The 20,452-nt window shown below is 73.2% G+C and carries 16 protein-coding genes; 6 read left to right on the top strand and 10 right to left on the bottom strand.

Going from position 1 to position 20,452, the window contains the following annotated elements; genetic code table 11:
- Nucleotides 1-10: 10 nt before the first annotated feature.
- Genes ACH4ZX_RS25285 through ACH4ZX_RS25265 form a run of 5 tightly spaced genes read right to left on the bottom strand, consistent with a single transcriptional unit; the run spans nucleotide 11 to nucleotide 7,182 of the window.
- Nucleotides 11-1,171, bottom strand: coding sequence for an acyl-CoA dehydrogenase family protein (locus ACH4ZX_RS25285; protein WP_398276878.1), 1,161 nt, complete (start codon nucleotides 1,169-1,171; stop codon nucleotides 11-13).
- A complete protein-coding gene (locus tag ACH4ZX_RS25280) occupies nucleotides 1,168-3,114 on the bottom strand; it encodes a biotin carboxylase N-terminal domain-containing protein (protein WP_398276875.1) in 1,947 nt (648 codons plus the stop codon). The genes ACH4ZX_RS25285 and ACH4ZX_RS25280 overlap by 4 nt, the downstream gene beginning before the upstream one ends.
- A gap of 5 nt (nucleotides 3,115-3,119) precedes the next feature.
- The gene (locus ACH4ZX_RS25275; RefSeq protein ID WP_398276872.1) at nucleotides 3,120-4,718 is read right to left on the bottom strand and encodes an acyl-CoA carboxylase subunit beta; all 1,599 of its coding nucleotides are present in this window, start codon (nucleotides 4,716-4,718) and stop codon (nucleotides 3,120-3,122) included.
- Complete coding sequence (locus tag ACH4ZX_RS25270; RefSeq protein ID WP_398276869.1) at nucleotides 4,715-6,391, bottom strand: acyclic terpene utilization AtuA family protein; 1,677 nt, start codon at nucleotides 6,389-6,391, stop codon at nucleotides 4,715-4,717. The genes ACH4ZX_RS25275 and ACH4ZX_RS25270 overlap by 4 nt, the downstream gene beginning before the upstream one ends.
- Entirely contained in the window at nucleotides 6,388-7,182 is a 795-nt protein-coding gene (locus ACH4ZX_RS25265) for a TIGR03084 family metal-binding protein (protein WP_398276866.1), read from the bottom strand. The genes ACH4ZX_RS25270 and ACH4ZX_RS25265 overlap by 4 nt, the downstream gene beginning before the upstream one ends.
- 405 nt (nucleotides 7,183-7,587) lie before the next feature.
- Between ACH4ZX_RS25265 and ACH4ZX_RS25260 the strand changes: the two genes are divergently transcribed.
- Nucleotides 7,588-7,737, top strand: a complete 150-nt coding sequence (locus tag ACH4ZX_RS25260; RefSeq protein WP_398276863.1) for a hypothetical protein — start codon at nucleotides 7,588-7,590, stop codon at nucleotides 7,735-7,737.
- 60 nt (nucleotides 7,738-7,797) lie between these two features.
- Nucleotides 7,798-8,556, top strand: a complete 759-nt coding sequence (locus ACH4ZX_RS25255; RefSeq protein WP_398276860.1) for a class I SAM-dependent DNA methyltransferase — start codon at nucleotides 7,798-7,800, stop codon at nucleotides 8,554-8,556.
- Nucleotides 8,557-8,573: 17 nt separating this feature from the next.
- On the opposite strand, the gene ACH4ZX_RS25250 is transcribed toward ACH4ZX_RS25255, so the two are convergent.
- Together ACH4ZX_RS25250 and ACH4ZX_RS25245 are read right to left on the bottom strand one after the other, a co-directional pair.
- Entirely contained in the window at nucleotides 8,574-9,533 is a 960-nt protein-coding gene (locus ACH4ZX_RS25250; RefSeq protein ID WP_398276857.1) for an EamA family transporter, read from the bottom strand.
- A gap of 148 nt (nucleotides 9,534-9,681) precedes the next feature.
- A complete protein-coding gene (locus tag ACH4ZX_RS25245; protein WP_398276854.1) occupies nucleotides 9,682-12,606 on the bottom strand; it encodes an FAD-binding and (Fe-S)-binding domain-containing protein in 2,925 nt (974 codons plus the stop codon).
- Nucleotides 12,607-13,111: 505 nt separating this feature from the next.
- Here ACH4ZX_RS25245 and serC point away from each other — a divergent pair.
- Nucleotides 13,112-14,230: a phosphoserine transaminase gene (gene serC, locus ACH4ZX_RS25240; protein WP_398276851.1), complete on the top strand. Its 1,119-nt coding sequence runs from the start codon at nucleotides 13,112-13,114 to the stop codon at nucleotides 14,228-14,230.
- Nucleotides 14,231-14,322: 92 nt separating this feature from the next.
- Here serC and ACH4ZX_RS25235 read toward each other — a convergent pair whose 3' ends face one another.
- Nucleotides 14,323-15,846 (bottom strand): cellulase family glycosylhydrolase, encoded by a 1,524-nt coding sequence (locus ACH4ZX_RS25235; RefSeq protein ID WP_398276848.1) that lies wholly within the window; start codon nucleotides 15,844-15,846, stop codon nucleotides 14,323-14,325.
- A gap of 198 nt (nucleotides 15,847-16,044) precedes the next feature.
- Nucleotides 16,045-17,016: a WD40 repeat domain-containing protein gene (locus tag ACH4ZX_RS25230; RefSeq protein ID WP_398276845.1), complete on the bottom strand. Its 972-nt coding sequence runs from the start codon at nucleotides 17,014-17,016 to the stop codon at nucleotides 16,045-16,047.
- Between the two features lie 89 nt (nucleotides 17,017-17,105).
- Between ACH4ZX_RS25230 and ACH4ZX_RS25225 the strand changes: the two genes are divergently transcribed.
- Together ACH4ZX_RS25225 and ACH4ZX_RS25220 are read left to right on the top strand one after the other, a co-directional pair.
- Nucleotides 17,106-17,780 carry an SGNH/GDSL hydrolase family protein gene (locus ACH4ZX_RS25225; RefSeq protein ID WP_398276842.1) on the top strand — a complete coding sequence of 225 codons (675 nt, stop codon included), beginning with the start codon at nucleotides 17,106-17,108 and terminating at the stop codon, nucleotides 17,778-17,780.
- 105 nt (nucleotides 17,781-17,885) lie between these two features.
- Entirely contained in the window at nucleotides 17,886-18,473 is a 588-nt protein-coding gene (locus ACH4ZX_RS25220) for a Uma2 family endonuclease (protein WP_398276839.1), read from the top strand.
- A gap of 120 nt (nucleotides 18,474-18,593) precedes the next feature.
- Here ACH4ZX_RS25220 and ACH4ZX_RS25215 read toward each other — a convergent pair whose 3' ends face one another.
- Entirely contained in the window at nucleotides 18,594-19,583 is a 990-nt protein-coding gene (locus ACH4ZX_RS25215) for an aldo/keto reductase (protein WP_398276836.1), read from the bottom strand.
- A gap of 173 nt (nucleotides 19,584-19,756) precedes the next feature.
- Between ACH4ZX_RS25215 and ACH4ZX_RS25210 the strand changes: the two genes are divergently transcribed.
- On the top strand, nucleotides 19,757-20,329 hold the full coding sequence (locus ACH4ZX_RS25210) for a DUF1214 domain-containing protein (RefSeq protein WP_398276833.1): 573 nt from the start codon (nucleotides 19,757-19,759) through the stop codon (nucleotides 20,327-20,329).
- The last annotated feature ends 123 nt before the right edge of the window (nucleotides 20,330-20,452 follow it).

The following is a 20,452-nucleotide window of genomic DNA, read 5'->3' as shown; positions in this document are numbered from 1 at the left end:
ATCAGCGGGGTCAGTACGACTTGGGCAGGCCGAGGGTCTGGTGGGAGACGTAGTTGAGGATCATCTCCCTGCTGACCGGGGCGATCCGGGACACCCGCGACGCCGTGACCAGTGAGGCGAGGCCGTACTCGCGGGTGAGGCCGTTGCCGCCGAGGGTGTGCACGGACTGGTCGACGGCCCGCACGCAGGCCTCCGCGGCCGCGTACTTGGCCATGTTGGCGGCCTCGCCCGCGCCGACGTCGTCGCCGATGTCGTAGAGGTGGGCCGCCTTCTGCATCATCAGGCGGGCGAGTTCGAGCTCGATGTGCACCTGGGCCAGGGGGTGCGCGATGGCCTGGTGGGCGCCGATGGGCGTCTTCCAGACGCTGCGCTCGCGGGCGTACTGGACCGCCCGGGACAGCGCGTAGCGTCCCATGCCGATGCCGAAGGCGGCCGTCATGATGCGCTCGGGGTTCAGGCCGGCGAACAGCTGCAGCAGGCCCGCGTCCTCGTCGCCGACCAGCGCGTCGGCGGGCAGCCGCACGTCGTCCAGGACCAGCTCGAACTGCTTCTCCGCGGCGCTGAGTTCCATGTCGATGGCGCGCCGCTGGAAGCCCTCCGCGTCGCGCGGGACGATGAACAGGCACGGCTTGAGGCGGCCGGTGCGGGCGTCCTCGGTGCGGCCGACGATCAGGGTCGCGTCCGCGATGTCGACGCCGGAGATGAAGACCTTGCGGCCGGTCAGCAGCCAGTCGGCGCCGTCCTTGCGGGCGGTGGTGGTGATGCGGTGGCTGTTGGAGCCGGCGTCGGGCTCGGTGATGCCGAACGCCATCCGGCGGGTGCCGTCGGCGAGGCCCGGCAGCCACTGCCGCTTCTGCTCCTCGGTGCCGAAGCGGGCGATGACCGTGCCGCAGATGGCGGGCGAGACGACCATCATCAGCAGCGGGCAGCCCGCGGCGCCGAGTTCCTCCAGGACGATGGACAGCTCGGCGATGCCGCCGCCCCCGCCGCCGTACTCCTCGGGCAGGTTGACGCCCAGGTAGCCGAGCTTGGCGGCCTCCGCCCACAGTTCGTCGGGGTGCCGGCCCTCCCGGGCGAGGCCGGTGATGTAGTCGCGGCCGTAGCGACGGCCGAGGGCGGCCACCGCCGACCTGAGGGCCTGGTGTTCTTCCGTCTCGAGGGTGGCGCTCACTGGTCCTCCTGTGCGGACTTTTCGACTCCGGACGCTTCGGCTGCGGACGCCTCGACTGCGGACGCTTCGACTGCGGACGCTTCGACTGCGGACGCTTCGGCTCCGGACGCTTCGACTACGGCGAGCAGGGCGCCGACCTCGACCTGGCGGCCGGGTGCGGCGTGCAGGGCGCTCAGCGTCCCGGTGACGGGCGCTGTGATCTTGTGTTCCATCTTCATCGCCTCCAGCCACAGCAGCGGCTGTCCGGCCTGGACCGCGGCTCCCTCGGCCAGCCCCTCGGCCACCCGGACGACCGTGCCCGGCATGGGGGCGAGCAGCGAGCCGGGGGCCCGCTGGTCGGCCGGGTCGGGGAAGCGGGGCAGGGCGGTGAGCGTGGTGGCGCCCACGTAGGCCCGGTCGCCGTGGCGGGCCACCTCGAACCGGCGCCGCACGCCGTCCACCTCCAGGACCACCAGCCGCGCGTCGGCGTGCGCGACCCGCACCCCGTCGGCGGCCAGGCCCTCGCGGGTGTGCCGGTAGCGCACCTCGTGCTCCTCGCCCGCCATCGCGTACCGCTTGACCTGCGGCTGCGAGGGCAGGTTGCGCCAGCCGCCGAAGCGGGAGCGGCCGTGGGCGTCGGCGAGGGCGGCGGCCAGGGGCGCGTACGGGTCGGGGACGGGCTCGGTGAGGGTGGCGAGGTGGCGGTCGTAGAAGCCGGTGTCCATGCGGGCGGAGGCGAACTCCTCGTGCCGCAGCGAGCGCACCAGCAGGTCCCGGTTGGTGACCGGGCCGTGCACGGCCGCCCGCTCCAGCGCGCCGGCCAGCTTGCGGACGGCCTCGGCGCGGGTGGGGGCGTGGGCGACGACCTTGGCGAGCATCGGGTCGTAGTGGACGCCGATCGTGTCGCCGTCGGTGAAGCCGGTGTCCAGGCGGACGCCGTCGGGGACGGCGAGTCGGTGCAGAATGCCGGTCTGCGGGGCCCAGCCGCCGGCCGGGTCCTCGGCGTAGAGGCGGGCCTCGATCGCGTGGCCGCGCGCGCGTGGCGGGTCGCCTTCGAGGGCGTGGCCCTCGGCGACGCGCAGTTGCAGGGCGACCAGGTCGACTCCGAACACGGCCTCGGTGACGGGGTGCTCGACCTGGAGGCGGGTGTTCATCTCCAGGAAGTGCGCCGTGTCGCCGTCGACGAGGAACTCGACCGTGCCGGCGCCCACGTAGTCGACGGCGCGCGCGGCGCGCACGGCCAGCGCGCGCAGCTCCTCCTCGAGCCGCTCGGAGAGCCCGGGCGCCGGCGCCTCCTCGATCACCTTCTGGTGGCGGCGCTGCAGCGAGCAGTCGCGGGTGCCGAGCGCCCACACGGTGCCGTGCGTGTCGGCCAGCACCTGCACCTCGACGTGGCGACCGCCCTCCACGTACGGCTCGACGAAGACCTCGCCGTCGCCGAAGGCGCTCGCCGCCTCGGCGCGCGCGCTCTCCAGGGCGTCGCCCAGCTCCTCCAGACGGCGCACGACGCGCATCCCGCGCCCCCCGCCGCCCGCGGCGGCCTTCACCAGCACCGGCAGGTCGGCCTCGGTGACCTCGCCCAGCGGGGCGATCCCCATCAGCTCCTTGGCGCGCGTCTTGGACGCCATCGCCTCGATCGCCTCCGGGGGCGGCCCGATCCACTTCAGGCCCGCGTCGGTGACGGCGCGCGCGAAGTCGGCGTTCTCGGACAGGAAGCCGTAGCCGGGGTGCACGGCGTCGGCGCCGGCGGCGACGGCCGCCTTCACGATCAGGTCGCCGCGCAGGTACGTCTCGGCGGGCGCGGCCCCCGGCAGCCGTACCGCCGCGTCGGCCACGCGCGCGTGCAGGGCGCTCTCGTCGGCGTCCGAGTGCACGGCAACCGTCCGGATGCCCAGTTCGCGGCAGGTACGGAAGATCCGGCAGGCGATCTCGCCCCGGTTGGCGACCAGCAGAGTCTGGATCATGGACCTCACATCCGGAAGACGCCGAAGCCGCCGCGCGCGCCCTCGAAGGGCGCGGTGTGCACGGCGGACAGGCACAGGCCGAGGACGGTGCGGGTGTCGCGCGGGTCGATGACGCCGTCGTCGTACAGCCGCCCGGACAGGAACATCGGCAGCGACTCGGACTCGATCTGCTGCTCCACCATGGCGCGCAGAGCGGCGTCCGCCTCGTCGTCGTAGGGGTGTCCCTTCGCGGCGGCCGACTGGCGGGCCACGATCGACAGCACGCCGGCGAGCTGCTGCGGGCCCATGACGGCCGACTTGGCGCTGGGCCAGGCGAACAGGAAGCGCGGGTCGTAGGCGCGGCCGCACATGCCGTAGTGCCCGGCGCCGTAGGAGGCGCCCATCAGCACGGACAGGTGGGGCACCCGGCTGTTGCTGACGGCGTTGATCATCATCGAGCCGTGCTTGATGATGCCGCCCTGCTCGTACTCCCTGCCGACCATGTAGCCGGTGGTGTTGTGCAGGAACAGCAGCGGGATGTCGCGCTGGTTGGCGAGCTGGATGAACTGGGCGGCCTTCTGCGACTCCGCGCTGAACAGCACGCCCTGCGCGTTGGCGAGGATGCCGACGGGATAGCCGTGCAGGGTGGCCCAGCCGGTCGTCAGGCTCGTCCCGTACAGCGGCTTGAACTCGTCGAAGTCGGAGGCGTCGACGATCCGGGCGATGACCTCGCGCGGGTCGAAGGGGGTCTTCAGGTCGCCCGGGACGATGCCGAGCAGTTCGTCCTCGTCGTACTTGGGCGGCGCCGCGGGCCCGGGATCGGGGTGGGCCTTGCGGTGGTTGAGCCGGGCGACGACCCGCCGCGCCTGCCGCAGGGCGTCGTGCTCGTCGACGGCGAAGTAGTCGGCGAGACCCGACACCCGCGCGTGCATCTCGGCGCCGCCCAGCGACTCGTCGTCGCTCTCCTCGCCGGTGGCCATCTTCACCAGCGGCGGCCCGCCGAGGAACACCTTGGCTCGCTCCTTGACCATGATCACGTGGTCGGACATGCCGGGCACGTACGCGCCGCCGGCCGTGGAGTTGCCGAAGACGACCGCCACCGTCGGGATGCCGGCCGCCGACAGCCGGGTGAGGTCGCGGAAGATCGCGCCGCCGGGGATGAAGATCTCCTTCTGGGACGGCAGGTCGGCGCCGCCGGACTCCACCAGGCTGATGCAGGGCAGCCGGTTGGCGAGGGCGATGTCGTTGGCGCGCAGGGCCTTCTTCAGCGACCAGGGGTTGCTGGCGCCGCCGCGCACGGTCGGGTCGTTGGCGGTGATCAGGCACTCCACGCCCTCGACGACCCCGATGCCGGTGACGAGCGAGGCGCCGACGGCGTAGTCGCTGCCCCAGGCGGCCAGCGGCGACAGCTCCAGGAAGGGCGTGTCGGGGTCGAGCAGCAGCTCGATGCGTTCGCGGGCCAGCAGCTTGCCGCGCTTCCGGTGCCGCTGCACGTACTTCTCGCCGCCGCCCGCGAGCGCCTTGGCGTGCTCGGCGTCCAGGTCGGCGAGCTTGGCGAGCATGGCCTCGCGGTTGGCCCGGTAGTCGGGGGCGTGGGGGTCGAGGGTGGTCGGGATGACCGTCACAGCAGGGCCTCCGGGATGTCCAGGTGGCGGGAGCGCAGCCATTCGCCGAGGGCCTTGGCCTGCGGGTCGAAGCGGGCCTGCGCGGCGACGCCCTCGCCGAGGACGCCTTCGACGACGAAGTTCAGGGCGCGCAGGTTCGGCAGGGCGTGCCGGGTGACCGTCAGCGCGCGGCTCTCCGGGATCAGGTCCCGGAACCGGTCGGCGGTCAGCTCGTGCGCGAGCCACCGCCAGGCCGCCTCCGAGCGCGCCCACACGCCCACGTTGGCGTTGCCGCCCTTGTCGCCGCTGCGGGCCCCGGCGACCAGGCCGAGCGGGGCGCGCCGGACGGGTCCCGGCTCCGGCGGCTCGGGCAGCGGCGGCTCGGGCACCTCGCCGAGGGCGAGGGCGTCGGCGGGCGGCGGCACCGGGATCCGGCGCCCGTCGTCGAGGACCGCCTCGTGGCCTACGGCGTCCTGCGGGACGTACGCCGCCTCGAAGACGCCGTAGGGCGCGCCCTTGCCCGGCGGGGCGAGCACGTGGAAGCCGGGGTAGCTGGCCAGCGCCAGCTCGATCGCGGCGCCGCTCAGCGCCCGTCCGACCACCTCCGGGTCCGCGTCCCGCACCACGAGCCTGAGCAGCGCGCTCGCGGTCTCCTCGGTCGGCGCGTCCGGCCGGTCGGTGCGCACCAGGTCCCAGCGGACGTCGGCGGGCGGGGCCTTGGCGAGCGCGTCCGCCATCTGCTCCCGCACCAGCGCGGCCTTCGCCTCGACGTCGAGGCCGGTGAGGACGAAGGTCATCTCGTTGCGGAAGCCGCCGAGCCGGTTGCGGCCGACCTTCAGCGTCGGCGGCGGCGCCTCGCCGCGCACCCCGTCGATCCGCACCCGGTCGGGCCCGTCCTGGGTGAGCCGTACGGTGTCCAGGCGGGCGGTGACGTCGGGTCCCGCGTACCGGGCGCCCGCCGTCTCGTACAGCAGCTGGGCGGTGACGGTGCCGACGTCGACGAAGCCGCCGGTGCCGGGGTGCTTGGTGACGACGCAGCTGCCGTCCTCGTGCAGCTCGGCGAGCGGGAAGCCGGGCCGGCGGACGTCGCCGTCGCCGAAGAAGGCGTAGTTCCCGCCGGTGGCCTGCGTCCCGCACTCCAGGACGTGCCCGGCGACGACGGCGCCGGCGAGCCGGTCGTACTCCCCCGGCTGCCAGCCGAAGTGGGCGGCGGCGGGCCCGGTGACCAGCGCCGCGTCCGTCACCCGTCCGGTGACCACGATGTCGGCGCCCTCCCGCAGGCAGGCGGCGATGCCGAAGCCGCCGAGGTAGGCGTGGGCGGCCAGGGCGCCGGGGTGGGCGGCGGTGAGGTCGTCGCCCTCGACGTGCGCGACCCGGACCGGGACGCCGAGCCGGGCGGCCAGCTCCCGCACCCGGCCGGCGAGTCCGGCGGGGTTCAGCCCGCCGGCGTTGGTGACGATGCGCACGCCCCGCTCGTGGGCGAGCCCGAGGCACTCCTCCAGCTGGCGCAGGAAGGTGCGGGCGTACCCGGCGCCGGGGTCCTTCAGCCGGTCCCGGCCCAGGATGAGCATGGTCAGCTCGGCGAGGTAGTCGCCGGTCAGGACGTCCAGCTCGCCGCCGGTGAGCATCTCGCGCACGGCGTCGAAGCGGTCGCCGTAGAAGCCGGAGGCGTTGCCGATGCGCAGCACGCTCACGCGCCGGCCTCCTTCGGCGGGCGGCCCGCTCCGGGCGGCCCCGCGAACGCCTGGGCGATGTCGAGCCAGCGGTCGGCGTCCGGGCCCTCCGCCCGCACGGCGAGGTCGGCGCGGTGGGCGCGCTGGGTGACCAGCAGGCAGAAGTCGAGGGCGGGACCGGTGACGCGCTGCGCGGCGTCCTCCGGGCCGAAGGCCCACACGTCTCCGGAAGGGGCGTCGAGCTCGACCCGGAACTCCTCCCAGGGGGCGGGCAGCCCGTGGGCGCCGAAGGCGAAGTCGCGGGCCCGCACGCCGATGCGGACGACGTGCCTGAGCCGGTCGGTGGGGGTGCGGACGACGCCCAGCGCGTCGGCCACGTCCTGGCCGTGGGCCCAGGTCTCCATCAGGCGGCCGGTGGCCATGGAGGCGGCCGACATGGGGGGTCCGTACCAGGGGAAACGGGCGCCGGGCGGGCTCGCGCGCAGCGCCCGGTCGAGCGCGGCGCGCCCTTCGCGCCATCTGCTCAGCAGTTCCTCCGGCGGCAGCTTGGCCCCCTCGTCGGCGCCGTTGTCCACGAAGGAGCCGGGTGCGGCGAGCGCCTGCTCGACCAGGCCGTGGAACGCGTCCACGTCGGTCACGGCGAGCAGGGCCGAGTGGTCGGTCCAGGCGAGGTGGGCGATCTGGTGGGCGATGCTCCAGCGGGGCGCGGGCGTGGCGAGCGCCCACTGCTCGGGGGTCAACTCGGCCACGAGACGGTCGAGTTCGTCACTCTCGTCCCGCAGGTCGTCGATGACGGGCGTCGGATCGGACATGGGGGGAGCATGGCAGCGGCGCCAGAAACAATCAAGCATGCTTGCATGATTAATTTCGGAGGGCCGGGACCGCGTCCGGCGGCGCGTCGCCGCCACGCCGGCAGCCGTGCCGGGGGAGCCGTGCCGGGGCAGCCGCGCCGGGGAGCCGCGCGAGCACCGCCGAGCGTCACGGTCGCCGGGTGGCTACGATTCGACCTGGATGCGTCAGGTGATCAAATCCCTGGCGCCAGCGGACCGATGGGAAATCCCCGTGACGGCATCACTGAGTGCAGGAAGATCCTTTGCACCGCAGCGGGATCCGTCTACGCCTGGGAAACCGCGGAAGGGGCCACCGGAAATATCCTGGTCGGCCCGGAGGGATCAGTCGCCCGCCCCTGCACACCGGAGGGAACGTCCCTCGGCGGCATGCTCCTCGACAAGAACGTCGGAAATGTGGAAAACCCCGACCCGGATCCGGAACTCCGCCGCGCTTTCCTGATCGCGGCATCGCTGATCTTCCAGGAGACGGCGCGGCAGGGGCGACTGCCTGACAAGAGCACGCACACCTACTGGTAGGCGTCACGCCACCCCGGAATTCACGAGCGCGGCGCGCGTTCGCCGCCGTACGGTCGTCCGGTGACGAACGAGGACGGGAACGAGAACGAGGACGGTTACTTCGGGGAGTCCGTCGCGGCGGACTACGACGAGTCGACGGCGGAGATGTTCGACCCGCGGGTCGTGGAACCGGCGGTCGACGTCCTGGCGGAGCTGGCCGGCCACGGCGGCCGGGCGCTGGAGCTGGGGATCGGCACCGGACGGATCGCGCTGCCGCTGGCCCGGCGGGGCGTCGAGGTGCACGGCATCGACCTGTCGCGGGCGATGGTGGAGCGGCTGCGGGCCAAGCCGGGCGGGGACGCCATCGGCGTGACGGTCGGGGACTTCGCGACGACGCGGGTGGACGGCACGTTCTCCGTCGCCTACCTGGTCTTCAACACGATCATGAACCTCACCTCGCAGGACGCCCAGGTGGAGTGCTTCCGCAACGCCGCGGCCCATCTGGCGCCCGGCGGCTGCTTCGTGGTCGAGGTCACCGTCCCCGACCTGCGCAGGCTGCCGCCGGGACAGAACGCGGTGCCGTTCCGGGTGGACGGGTCGCGGCTGGGCTTCGACCTCTACGACGTGGCGACACAGTCGATGAGTTCGCACCACGTGCGGGTCATGGACGGACAGGGCTCCTACCTGGCGGTCCCGTTCCGCTACGTGTGGCCCGCGGAGCTGGACCTGATGGCCCGGCTGGCCGGGATGCGGCTGCGCGACCGGTGGGACGGCTGGACCCGGAAACCGTTCACCGGCGAGAGCCGGCAGCACGTGTCGGTGTGGGAGAGGCCCGCCTGACGGGCGGCGCGGGCGCGCTACGACGGGCGTTTCGGGCCCGTCTGGGTGCGTACCGCGCCCATGCTGGCCGCGATGACCAGGGCGACGGCCGCCGCCTGCGCCACGGAGAGGGTCTGGCCGAGGATCAGGAAGCCGGCCGCCGCGGCCAGGGCCGGCTCCAGGCTCATCAGGACCGCGAAGGTGGAGGCGGGCAGGCGGCGCAGCGCGAGCAGTTCCAGGGTGTAGGGCAGGACGGAGGACAGCAGCGCCACGGCCGAGCCCAGCCCGATCGTCACCGGGTCGGTGAGCTTCGCGCCCGACTCGGCGATCCCCAGCGGCAGCATCAGCAGCGCCGCCACCCCCATGGCCAGCGCCAGCCCGTCGGCCTGCGGGAAGCGCCGGCCGGTGCGGGCGCTGAAGACGATGTACGCCGCCCACATGGCGCCCGCGCCCAGCGCGAAGCCCGCTCCCGCCGGGTCGAGGCCGCCGAAGTCCCCGCCGCCGAGGAGGAAGACGCCGGCGAGGGCGAGCCCGGCCCAGACCATGTTCACCGCGCGGCGCGAGGCGAGGACGGACAGCGCGAGCGGGCCGAGGACCTCCAGGGTGACCGCGGCGCCGAGCGGGATGCGGGCGACCGCCTGGTAGAACATGGCGTTCATCGCGCCCATGACGACGCCGAAGACGACCACCGTCCCCCAGTCCGTGCGCGAGTGGCCGCGCAGCCGGGGCCGGCAGACCAGCAGCAGGATCACCGCCGCCGCCACCAGCCGCAGGGTGACGACGCCGAGCGCACCGGCCCGCGGCATCAGGCTCGCCGCGAGCGCGGCGCCGAACTGCACCGAGACACCGCCGGCCAGCACCAGGCCGACGGGGCCGAGTGAGCCGCGGCGGTGCGGGACACCGCCCACGGGTACGGGACCGAGCCCGGTCGGCGAGGGGGCGGCGGCGGGGGAAGGGGCGGTCACGGGCGGTCCAGGGGCTAGGTTTCGTTCATTCATCACGATGCACTACGGAGTCCACGGTAATGGACTCCGTCAGGTGTGTGAACCTGGGACGCGACTGTCTCGGTGGCTGGACGCCGGGCGATGTGTCTCAGGGCTCCCCCATCAGGTCCGGCGGTCCCGGGGCCCGGAGGCCTCCGACGCCTCACCCTTCCTCCAGCGCGTCCGCCAGCACCTCCGCGAGGTGCCGCCCGCGTGCCCCCGCCAACTGCCCCAGCTGCGTACGGCAGGAGAACCCGTCGGCCAGGATCACCGCGTCCTCCCCCGCCTCCCGCACCGACGGCAGCAGCCGTTCCTCGGCGCACGCCACCGACACCTCGAAGTGCCCCCGCTCGAAACCGAAGTTGCCCGCGAGCCCGCAGCAGCCGCCCGTCAACTCGCCGGTCAGTCCGGCCGCTTGCCGCAGGCGCCGGTCGGCGTCGTCGCCGAGGACCGCGTGCTGGTGGCAGTGGGTCTGGCCGACGGCGGGGCGGTCCAGGCGCGGCGGCGTCCAGCGCGGCGCCAGGCGTTGCAGGGCCTCCGCGAAGGTCAGCACCAGGGAGGCCAGGCGGGCGGCGCGCGGATCGTCGTGCAGCAGCTCGGGCAGGTCGCCGCGCAGGGCGGCCGCGCAGCTCGGCTCCAGCACGACGACCGGGACGCCCGCCTGAAGGACCGGTTCCATCAGGTCGAGGGTGCGGCGCAGCACCGCGCGGGCACGGTCGAGCCGGCCGGTGGAGACGTACGTCAGCCCGCAGCAGACGCGGCCCCGGCCGCGCAGCACCTGCCGGAGGTCGAGGACGGTGGACCTGCCGTCGCCCACCGGGGGCCGGCGCAGCGCCAGCGTCGGCGGGAGCGCCACCCGCAGCCCGGCCGCCTCCAGCACGCGCACCGCCGCCCGCCCCACCTCGGGCGAGAAGTGCTCGGTGAAGGTGTCCGGCCACAGCACCACCAGGTCCCCGGCGCCGGAAGCCGCTCCGGCCCGCCCGCGCCACCACCGGGTGAACGTGCGCGTCGCCAGCCGCGGGATCCGCCGTTCGGGCGCGATCCCGCCGAGCCGTTTCGCCGCCCACGCCAACGGCGGTACGGCGGCGAGGGCGTTGACGAGCCCGGCGGTGCGGGTCCGGGCCGTCCAGTGCAGCCACTCCGGCAGCCGGCCCATGCTGTGGTGTGCGGCCGGGCGGCGCCGGCCGGCGTAGTGGTGGTGCAGGAACTCCGCCTTGTAGGTGGCCATGTCGACGCCGGCCGGGCAGTCGGAGCGGCAGCCCTTGCAGCCCAGGCACAGGTCCAGGGCGTCGCGGACCTCCGTCGACCGCCAGCCGTCGGTGACCAGTTCGCCGGCCAGCATCTCGTGCAGCAGCCGGGCCCGCCCGCGCGTGGAGTGCTCCTCCTCGCCGGTGACCCGGAACGACGGGCACATGACGGCCGGTCCGGACGCCGTCTCGGTACGGCACTTGGCGACGCCGACGCAGCGCCGTACGGCCGCCGTGAAGTCGCCGCCGTCCGCCGGGTAGCCGAAGGCCACGTCGACCGGCTCGCGCGGCAGGACGGCGAAGCGCAGGCCGGCGTCCAGCGGGGCCGGGCGGACCAGCATGCCGGGGTTGAGCAGGCCGTCGGGGTCCCAGACGCCCTTGACCCGCTCGAAGAGGGCGACCATCTCCTCGCCGTACATCCGCGGCAGCAGCTCGGCCCGCGCCTGCCCGTCCCCGTGCTCCCCGGACAGCGAGCCGCCGTGCGCCACCACCAGGTCGGCGAGTTCCTCCGAGAAGCGCCGGAAACGGCCGACGCCGGCCCGCGTCAGGAGGTCGAAGTCGATGCGGACGTGGATGCAGCCGTCACCGAAGTGCCCGTACGGCGTGCCGCGCAGGCCGTGGGCGGCCAGCAGCCCCCGGAAGTCCCGCAGGTACGCCCCGAGCCGGGCGGGCGGCACCGCGCAGTCCTCCCAGCCCGGCCAGGCCTCGGTGCCGTCCGGCATCCGGGTGGCCGTGCCCGCGGCGTCCTCCCGGATGCGCCACAGCGCCCGCTGCCCGGCCTCGTCCGTCACCACCAGGGAGTCCACCACGTCGGCGGCCCGCACGACCGCCTCCGCACGCGCGCGTGCCTCGGCCTCCGACTCGCCGCCCGTCTCCACGAACAGCCAGGCGCCGCCCCGCGGCAGCGCGGCCGCCGTCGGCACCAGGTCGGCCGCCATACCCTCCAGCGTGAGCGGCCCTCCCCCGCTGTCGGCTCCGCTCCCGGCTCCGCTCCCGGTTCCGTGCGAGCGGGAGGACGCCCAGGCCCGCAGCGCGGCCGCGGCCTCGGCGGCGGCGCCCTCGTCGGCGTACCCGAGGACGGCGAGCGCACGCGCGCGCGGCGCCCGGACGAGCCGCACGACCGCCTCGGTCAGCACCGCCAGCGTGCCCTCCGAGCCGCACAGGGACCGGGCCACGTCGGCGCCCCGCTCGGGCAGCAGCGCGTCCAGCGCGTACCCGGAGATACGGCGGGGCAGCTCCGGGAACCCGGTCCGCAGCCGCGCCCGCTCCGCCTCCACCAGGCCCCGCAGGCCCTCCGGCGCCCCGGCCCAGCCCGGCCCGGGCCGCAGCCGCTGCCCGCGCGCGGTGACGACGGCCAGCTCCCGCACGTTGTCGGCCGTCGTCCCCCAGGCCACCGAGTGCGAACCGCAGGAGTTGTTGCCGATCATGCCGCCGAGCGTGCAGCGGCTGTGCGTGGAGGGGTCGGGTCCGAACCGCAGCCCGTGCGGGGCGGCGGCCTCCTGGAGCCGGTCGAGGACGAGGCCGGGCTGTACGACGGCGGTACGGGACTCCGCGTCGAGGGAGACCAGCCGGTTCATGTGCCGGGTGAAGTCCAGCACGACCCCGGCGCCGGTCGCCTGCCCGGCGATCGACGTGCCCCCGCCCCGCGCGACGACGGGCACCCCGTGCGTCCGGCACACCTCCAGCACGGCGGCCACGTCGTCGGCGTCGTACGGCGCGACGACCCCGAGCGGGACCCGGCGGTAGTTGGAGGCGTCCATGGTGACGAGCGCGCGGGCCGTGACGTCGAAGCCCACCTCGCCCCGCACGGCGGAACGCAGCTCGCTCTCGAGATCGCTCATCCCCCCAGCAAACCAGCCACCGCCCACCGAAGCGGCCCCGCCCGACGAACCGGCCCCGCCCGACGAACCGACCCCGCCCGACACCCCCGGACACCCGGCGAACCGGCGAACCGGCGAACCGGCGAACGCCGGGCAGAGCAGCCACGCCCGCCGAACAGGCGGGTGTCCGGCAGACCGGCCGACATCCGGCGACCGGCCACGCCCAGCGGACAGGCCACGCCCAGCGGTCCAGCCACCCCCGGAGAACCCGCTGCGGTCGGGTGGACAGGCCGCCGCCCTGCGGACCAGGCGCGCCCGCCGGACCACCCGCGCCCGGCGAACCGACAAGCGCCCGGCGAACCGGCCCCGCCCGGCGAACCGGCAAGCGCCCAGCGGACCGGCGGGTGTCCGGCGGGCCGCCCGGCATGCGGACGGCCATCGGCACCCGGGGACGTCTGCCGAGACACGCGTCTCACCGGACGGACGACGTTTCGCCCAGGTTTCCCGCAGCGGATACCCTCCAGTCGTGGCTGAGATCCAGATTCCTTCTGACATCAAGCCCGCGGACGGACGTTTCGGCGCGGGTCCCTCCAAGGTGCGGACGGAGGCGCTGGACGCCCTCGCCGCGACCGGCACCTCCCTCCTCGGCACCTCCCACCGTCAGGCTCCGGTGAAGAACCTGGTCGGCAAGGTGCGCGAGGGCATCTCCGAGCTGTTCCAGCTGCCCGACGGCTACGAGGTCATCCTCGGCAACGGCGGCTCGACGGCCTTCTGGGACATCGCGACCCACGGCCTGATCGAGAACAAGTCGCAGCACCTCAGCTTCGGCGAGTTCTCCTCGAAGTTCGCCAAGGCCGCCAAGCTCGCCCCGTGGCTGGCCGAGCCCACCGTCATCGCCGCCGACCCGGGCACGCACCCCGAGGCCGAGGCCGAGGCGGGCGTGGACGTCTACGCCTTCACGCACAACGAGACCTCCACCGGCGTCGCCATGCCGATCAAGCGGGTGGACGGCGCCGACGAGGGCGCCCTGGTCCTGGTCGACGCCACCTCCGGCGCCGGCGGCCTGCCGGTCGACATCGCCGAGACGGACGTCTACTACTTCGCCCCGCAGAAGTCCTTCGCCTCCGACGGCGGCCTGTGGATCGGCGTCTTCTCCCCGGCCGCGATCGAGCGGGCCGAGCGCGTGCACGCCTCCGGCCGGCACGTCCCGGAGTTCTTCAGCCTGCCGACGGCGATCGACAACTCCCGCAAGAACCAGACGTACAACACCCCGGCGCTCGCCACCCTCTTCCTGCTGAACCAGCAGCTGGAGTGGCTCAACGGCCAGGGCGGCCTGGACTGGGCGGTCCGCCGCACCGCCACCTCCGCGCGCACGCTGTACGGCTGGGCCGAGGACATCAAGTACGCGAACCCGTTCGTCGCCGACCCGGCCAAGCGCTCGCAGGTCATCGGCACGATCGACTTCTCGGACGAGATCGACGCCGCCGCCGTCGCCAAGGTCCTGCGCGCCAACGGCATCGTCGACACCGAGCCCTACCGCAAGCTCGGCCGCAACCAGCTGCGGGTGGCGATGTTCCCGGCGATCGACCCGGCGGACGTCGAGGCGCTGACGAAGTGCGTCGACTACGTGATCGAGAAGCTCTGACCGCGTCCGCCACATCCGGCGCGTCCGTCGCGTCAGCCGCTTCCGTACGTCGCTGAAGGGCGCCCGGTGTTTGTTCACCGGGCGCCCTTCTGTCATGCGGCCGTGCAGCTCACGTCCGGCACGGCGCCGCCGCCGGGCGCGCCGCCGAACCCGAAGGTCGCCGAAGCGCCCGCGGCCAGGCTGCCGTTGTGCGCGGCGTTCACCGCGGTCACGGTCGAACCGGACTGCGTGTACGAGGCGTTCCACATGCTCGTGACCTGCTGGGAGCCGCTCCACGTCCAGGTCACCTTCCAGGACGACAGCGCGGTGGTCCCGGTGTTGGTCACCTTCACCTCGGCGTTGAAGCCGCTGCCCCAGTCGCTGCTGACGGTGTAGGCGGCGCTGCAGGCGGCCGTGGAACCGCCGCCCCCCGTTCCGCCACCGCCGCCGCTCCCGCCGCCGCTGCCCGGGAACCCGGACGCCTTGATGCTGGCCAGGTAGCCGTCCTTGACGGTGTCCACGGTGTTCCAGTCGTCCTTGAGGATCCCGCCGGTGTCACCGGAGTTGGGGTTCCAGGACCAGAACGTCCACTGGAAGGAGTCGGCGCCGTACGTCGACGTCGGCCGCAGGTAACTCACCAGCGCGGCGAGCCACTTCTGGTCGACCGTCGACTGGAGCGTGGTGCCGAACTCGCCGATCCACACGGGCGCGATGTTCTGCTTGAAGATGTAGCCCCAGTACTTGTCCCACACCCCGGGCATGTTGGCGGGGAACGACGGATCGCTGAACCAGCTCTGCTGGGCGACGCTGGTGGCGTAGTCGTGGGCGGAGTACACCACCCGGTTCGCCACGTCGAGCTGCACCGGGTACTGCGCGACGCCCATCAGGTTGCCGCCCCACCAGCCGGAGACGCCGTCGTAGGTCTGCACGCCCTCCACGAAGATCAGCAGTTCGGGGTTGACGGAGAGCACCGCGTTGCCGCCCCGCTGGGCGGCCAGGCGCCAGTCCTTCGTCGTGTCCCCGCAGCCCCAGCAGGCGGGGTCGTGCGGCTCGTTGTGCAGGTCGATGCCGATGACGGTGGAGTTGCCGACGTAACGGGAGGCCAGGGACTTGAGGTTGGCGATCCAGGTCGACTCCGGCACCGACGCCGTGTACCAGAGCGCCGACTGGCCGCCGGAGTCCGGGCGGTGGCGGTCGAGGATGACCTTCATCCCGTCCTGGCCGGCGTAGGCGACGAGTTTGTCCATGACCTGGAGGGAGTTGAGACCCTGCAGGTCGGCGTTCTTGCCGCCGGAGAAGTCGATGCTGTCGGGGGTGGTCCCGGACTTGAAGATGTCGTCGCTGTAGGGCAGCCGGATGGTGTTGTAGCCCAGCGACTTCATCTGGTCGATCATGCTCTTGTAGTCGCGGGACCACAGGCCGTGCACGACGTGGTTGCCGGTCTCGAAGCCGAACCAGTTGATGCCGGCGATCCGGACGGGCTGCCCGGCCGCGTCGAGGATCTGCCGGCCACTGGTGTGCCAGTAGCCCGCGCCGGCCGCGTCGGCGGTGTCGGCGGCGTGCGCGGTGTGCGCGCCGGCCAGCGGTAACAACAGCGCCGCGGCGGCGCACAGCGCTCTTCGCAAGCTGCGGAACATGTGCCTGGGTCCTCTCGACAGGCGCGGGCCCGGAACCGATGGGAGCGCTCCCACCACACCACGCACCCCCCAGGAAACTGACACACCATGCCCACGTCAAGACATCGCGCAGCGCTCGGGCGCGAACTTCCGCGAAGCGCCGCGGACTTCAGCGGAGTTCCGCGGAGTTCCGCGGAGTTCCGCGGACTTCCGCGGACTTCAGCGGCGGCGCACCAGCCGCCGCAGCCCGAAGAGGGCCGCCGCGGCGACGGCCACGGCGAGGGCGCCGGTCTTGAAGGTGGAGCCGAGGCCGTCGCCGCTGTCCCCCGCCGCACCCGAACCGGCGCTTCCCGAGGGGGACTTGCCGCTGCCGGCGCCGGGCGCGTCCTCCGCCTGCACGGAGCTGCCGGCGCCCTCGCTGCCGTACAGGAGCTTCGATCCGTCGGCGGAGTAGCTGACGGACTCGCCCTGGCCCTGGAGGGGTACGTCGAGGCGGCCCTCGCGCTTGATCCGCCCGCCGTCGAAGTCGTACCAGATCCCGCCGAAGTAGCCGCGCACGGCGAGCCGCTTGCCGTCCGGGGAGAGGGCGGCGTCGGTGGCCCACAGGTCGACGGTGGCGACCGGGCGGAAGACGTTCGCGCCGGACGGCGACAGGGTGGCCGGTCCCTGGTAGAGGTGCCCGCCGTCCTCGTTCTTGTCGATGATGTACGCGCGGCCGGTCTTCGGGTCGACCACCAGCGACTCGGCGTCGCGGGCGCCGTCCGCGTACTTCACGACGTACTGCGTGGCCCGCACGGTCTGGTCGGTCAGCTTCTTCGGCTCGGGCAGCCGGTAGATCCACACGTACGGCCACTTGCCGCCGAGGTTGTCGCCGATGTCGCCGACGTAGATCTGGTTGCCGGGCCCGATGGAGATCGCCTCGACGTCGCGCGGCGAGCCGACGCCGGTCATGGTGACGCGGGCGACGGTCCGGCCGGTGGCGCTGTCCACCGCGTACAGGTAGGGGCCGTCGTCGCTGTCGTTGTGGGTCCAGTAGATGCCGGGGTGCAGGCGGGAGGCGGCGAGGCCGCTGGACTCCGTGATGCGCGGGTCCTTGATGGTGAACGACTGGTCGCCGCCCGCGGCGGCGGCGGGCAGCGCGCAGGCACCCGTGAGCAGGATCCCGGCGAGGAGAGCGAACGATCGGCGCATGGCCCAAGACTGCCATCCCGGGGGCCCGTTCACGCAGGCGTGTCCGGCCTCACACCCCACCCGCCCCGCTGATCGTCCATCATGAGCGGATGCTCAGGCTCATGCCCGTCGGCGACTCCCAGACGATCGGGAGCGCGGGCGAACACACGTGGCGTTACCGGATGTGGCGGCACCTGTGCGAGGCGTACGGGGGCCCGTTCGCGCTCGTCGGACCGCGCGAGACGCTGTACGACAAGGCGGCGGACGCGCCCGTGTCGTACGCCTACGCCGAACCGGACTTCCCGCGCGCCCACCTGGCCGGCTGGGGCGAGGGCTGGCTGCACATGGCGCCCCTGGTCGGCGAGGCGGTCCGCGCGCACCGGGCCGACGTCCTGCTGGTCGCCCTGGGCCTGATCGACCTGGGCTTCTACACGAACGCGGAGCAGACGGCGGACAACGTGCGCCGCTTCGTCGCCGAGGCCCGCACCGCGAACCCGCGCGTCCGCATGGCCGTACTGCCCGTCATACCCAACGTCCGCGCGCTGTCCGACGCCCCTTTCGGCGCGCAGGTCACCCTCTTCAACGAACTGCTCGCCAAGGCCGTGGCCGACCTGGACGAGCCCCGCTCCCCCCTCCTGCTGGCCTCGCCCCCGCCCTCGTACGACATCGACCGCGACACCTACGACGGCACCCACCCCAACGCGAGCGGCGAACACAAGATCGCGGCGGCCTTCGCGAACGCCATGCACCAGGCCTGGGGCCTGGGCCGCCCCTACGGCGACTGACCCGGAGGGCCCGACGGCGTTCCGCCGCGTGTCCCGGTCACCGTGCGTATCGTTGTACTGCGCGGCTGTACTCGTGTGTCGGGGCAGCCGGGGAGGAGCGCCACGATGACCGTCCTGGAAGACAGGATCGAGATGGCCGAGGAACGCGGCGAGCTGACGCTGGACGTCATGTTCGAGTCGCTCGAGAAGATGCCCATCCCCGAGGGAACGAAGGTCGAGATCGTCGGGGGAAACATCTTCATGTCACCGCAGCGGCAGACCCACTGGGAGATCGTCTTCAGCATTCTGGAACAGCTGCGCGCCAGGTATCCGATCAAGCGGCTCGCCTCCGACGTCCGGATCGACTTCCCGGGGCGCCTGAACGGTTTCGCCTGTGACGTGGCCGCTCTGGCCGAGCGTTCCGTGAAGGACGACAACGGCCGCTGGCGCTACCAGGATGTCGAGTTCGTGGCCGAGGTCATCTCCAAGGACACGGCTGCGAACGGCTACGGCCCCAAGAAGCTCACCTACGCGGTCGCCGAGGTCCCCGTCTATCTCATCGTCGACCCGTACCAGGGCAAGTGCCGCCTCCACACCCAGCCGAAGGAAGGCGAGTACGTCAGCGAGCTCTCCATCACCTTCGGCGCGGACGTAGACATGACCACCACCCACCTCGGCCTCGTCCTCAGGACCGACGGCTTCCCCCGCGACTGACCGGTGCTCGCCCAGAGCACACTCCGGGCGGCCTGCTCGGGAGCATGAGCACACGCGGCCAGGCGGTGACCGCCGCCCCTGTGGAGGGGCGGCGGTCCTGGGCGCGGCGGCCCCGGTTGATCACCAGGCGAATGCCTCCGGAGAGGGCCCCGGGCCGGGGAAGATCTCGTCCAGAGCCGCCAGCAGCTCCTCCGGCAGCTCCAGTTCGACCGCACGCAGCGCGGAGTCGAGCTGCTCGGCGGTGCGCGGGCCGACGATCGGGCCGGTCACGCCCGGCCGGGTGAGCAGCCAGGCGAGGGAGACCTCACCGGGTTCGAGACCATGCTTGTCGAGCAGATCCTCGTAAGCCTGGATCTGGGTGCGTACGGCGGGGTCGGCGAGGGTGTCGGGAGCCCGCCCGGAGCCTCGGCGCCCGCCCTCGACCTGCTTCCGGATGACGCCGCCGAGCAGCCCGCCGTGCAGCGGCGACCATGGGATGACGCCGAGCCCGTAGTCCTGCGCGGCCGGGATGACCTCCATCTCGGCGCGGCGCTCGAAGAGGTTGTAGAGGCACTGCTCGCTGACGAGCCCGTAGGAGCCGCGCCTCGCGGCGGTCTCGTTGGCCTGGGCGATCTTGTATCCGGGGAAGTTGCTGGACCCTGCGTACAGGATCTTCCCCTGCTGCACCAGCACGTCCATGGCCTGCCAGATCTCCTCGAAGGGAGTGCTGCGGTCGATGTGGTGGAACTGGTACAGATCGATGTAGTCGGTCCGCAGCCGCTTGAGGCTGGCGTCGACCGCCCGCCGGATGTTGACGGCGGAGAGCTTGTCGTGGTTGGGCCAGGCCTCGCCGTCCGGGCCCATGTTCCCGTACACCTTGGTGGCGAGCACGACCTTGTCGCGCCGTTCCCCGCCCTTGGCGAACCAGTTCCCGATGATCGATTCCGTGCGGCCCTTGTTCTCCCCCCAGCCGTACACATTCGCCGTGTCCACGAAATTCAGCCCCGCGTCGAGCGCCGCGTCCATGATCGCGTGGCTGGTGACCTCGTCCGTCTGGGGACCGAAGTTCATGGTGCCGAGGACCAGTCGGCTGACCTTGAGTCCGGTGCGTCCAAGCTGCGTGTACTTCATGGGACCCCAGCCAACGCCTTCGAGCCCGCTCAAGGCAAGCATGACCGCGCCTCCTCCTGGCGCGGGGGACGGCGGCCGCGCGACGCCTCCGTGCGTCCGCACGGGGGTGGCCGGTTTTGTGGAGGCGCCCTGGCGCCGTCTACCGCCGGACGACAGACTGCGCCTGACTCGCCGTGAGCACGTCATCACTCTATGAGATCGAGGCCGACGCGCAGGACGCCCGCGCGGAGATCATGGGGTCGATGACGGGCTTCGGAGCCGAGGTCAACGGCTGGCGTACCTCCCTCGACACCATGGGCGTCTACGGAAACAGCTACGCCAAGCGTGCCGTGGTCGCCGCGGGCGGGCTCGGCGCCAATCCGCCCGAGGACGCCGTCTACCCCGTCCTGACCGCGGATGCCGACAACGAGCCCGTCGACGGCGCCAACGACTACGTCCTGCGGTTCGAGGCAGACGCGATGCCGCCCGCCGACGCCTTCTGGTCGGTCACCATGTACGACGCCGAGGGCTACCAGGTCGCGAACGAGATCGACCGCTTCGCCCTGGGCGACCGCGATCGGATGGTCCACGACGAGCAGGACGGCTCGCTCACCATCTACATATCGCAGCACAACCCCGGCCCGGACCGGGAGGCCAACTGGCTGCCCGCCCCGGCCGGCCCGCTGGGAATCACCATGCGCCTCTACGCGCCGAAGCCCGAAGTGCTCGACGCGACATGGAACCCGCCGGCGGTCACCAAGGCGTAATGGAGGGGCGCGGGGGGGGGGGGGGGGGGCCCCCCGGCGCCCCCCCGCCCCCCCCCCCCCCCCCCCCCCCCCCCCCCCCCCCACCCCCCCGCCCCCCCCCCCCGCCGGGGGGGCTGGTGCGCG

It is taken from the genome of Streptomyces sp. NPDC020490, from assembly GCF_044335305.1.
Lineage (GTDB): Bacteria > Actinomycetota > Actinomycetes > Streptomycetales > Streptomycetaceae > Streptomyces.
The sequence above is the reverse complement of the archived record's forward strand: the minus strand, read 5'-3'. Positions and strand labels throughout refer to the sequence as shown.

Excerpts from the sequence above, each read along its gene's own strand:
- ACH4ZX_RS25280 (WP_398276875.1), bottom strand. The coding sequence starts at position 3,114 with ATGATCCAGACTCTGCTGGTCGCCAACCGGGGCGAGATCGCCTGCCGG.
- ACH4ZX_RS25265 (WP_398276866.1), bottom strand. The coding sequence starts at position 7,182 with ATGTCCGATCCGACGCCCGTCATCGACGACCTGCGGGACGAGAGTGAC.
- ACH4ZX_RS25260 (WP_398276863.1), top strand. The coding sequence starts at position 7,588 with ATGCTCCTCGACAAGAACGTCGGAAATGTGGAAAACCCCGACCCGGAT.
- ACH4ZX_RS25250 (WP_398276857.1), bottom strand. The coding sequence starts at position 9,533 with ATGAATGAACGAAACCTAGCCCCTGGACCGCCCGTGACCGCCCCTTCC.
- ACH4ZX_RS25245 (WP_398276854.1), bottom strand. The coding sequence starts at position 12,606 with ATGAGCGATCTCGAGAGCGAGCTGCGTTCCGCCGTGCGGGGCGAGGTG.
- ACH4ZX_RS25235 (WP_398276848.1), bottom strand. The coding sequence starts at position 15,846 with ATGTTCCGCAGCTTGCGAAGAGCGCTGTGCGCCGCCGCGGCGCTGTTG.
- ACH4ZX_RS25230 (WP_398276845.1), bottom strand. The coding sequence starts at position 17,016 with ATGCGCCGATCGTTCGCTCTCCTCGCCGGGATCCTGCTCACGGGTGCC.
- ACH4ZX_RS25225 (WP_398276842.1), top strand. The coding sequence starts at position 17,106 with ATGCTCAGGCTCATGCCCGTCGGCGACTCCCAGACGATCGGGAGCGCG.
- ACH4ZX_RS25220 (WP_398276839.1), top strand. The coding sequence starts at position 17,886 with ATGACCGTCCTGGAAGACAGGATCGAGATGGCCGAGGAACGCGGCGAG.
- ACH4ZX_RS25215 (WP_398276836.1), bottom strand. The coding sequence starts at position 19,583 with ATGAAGTACACGCAGCTTGGACGCACCGGACTCAAGGTCAGCCGACTG.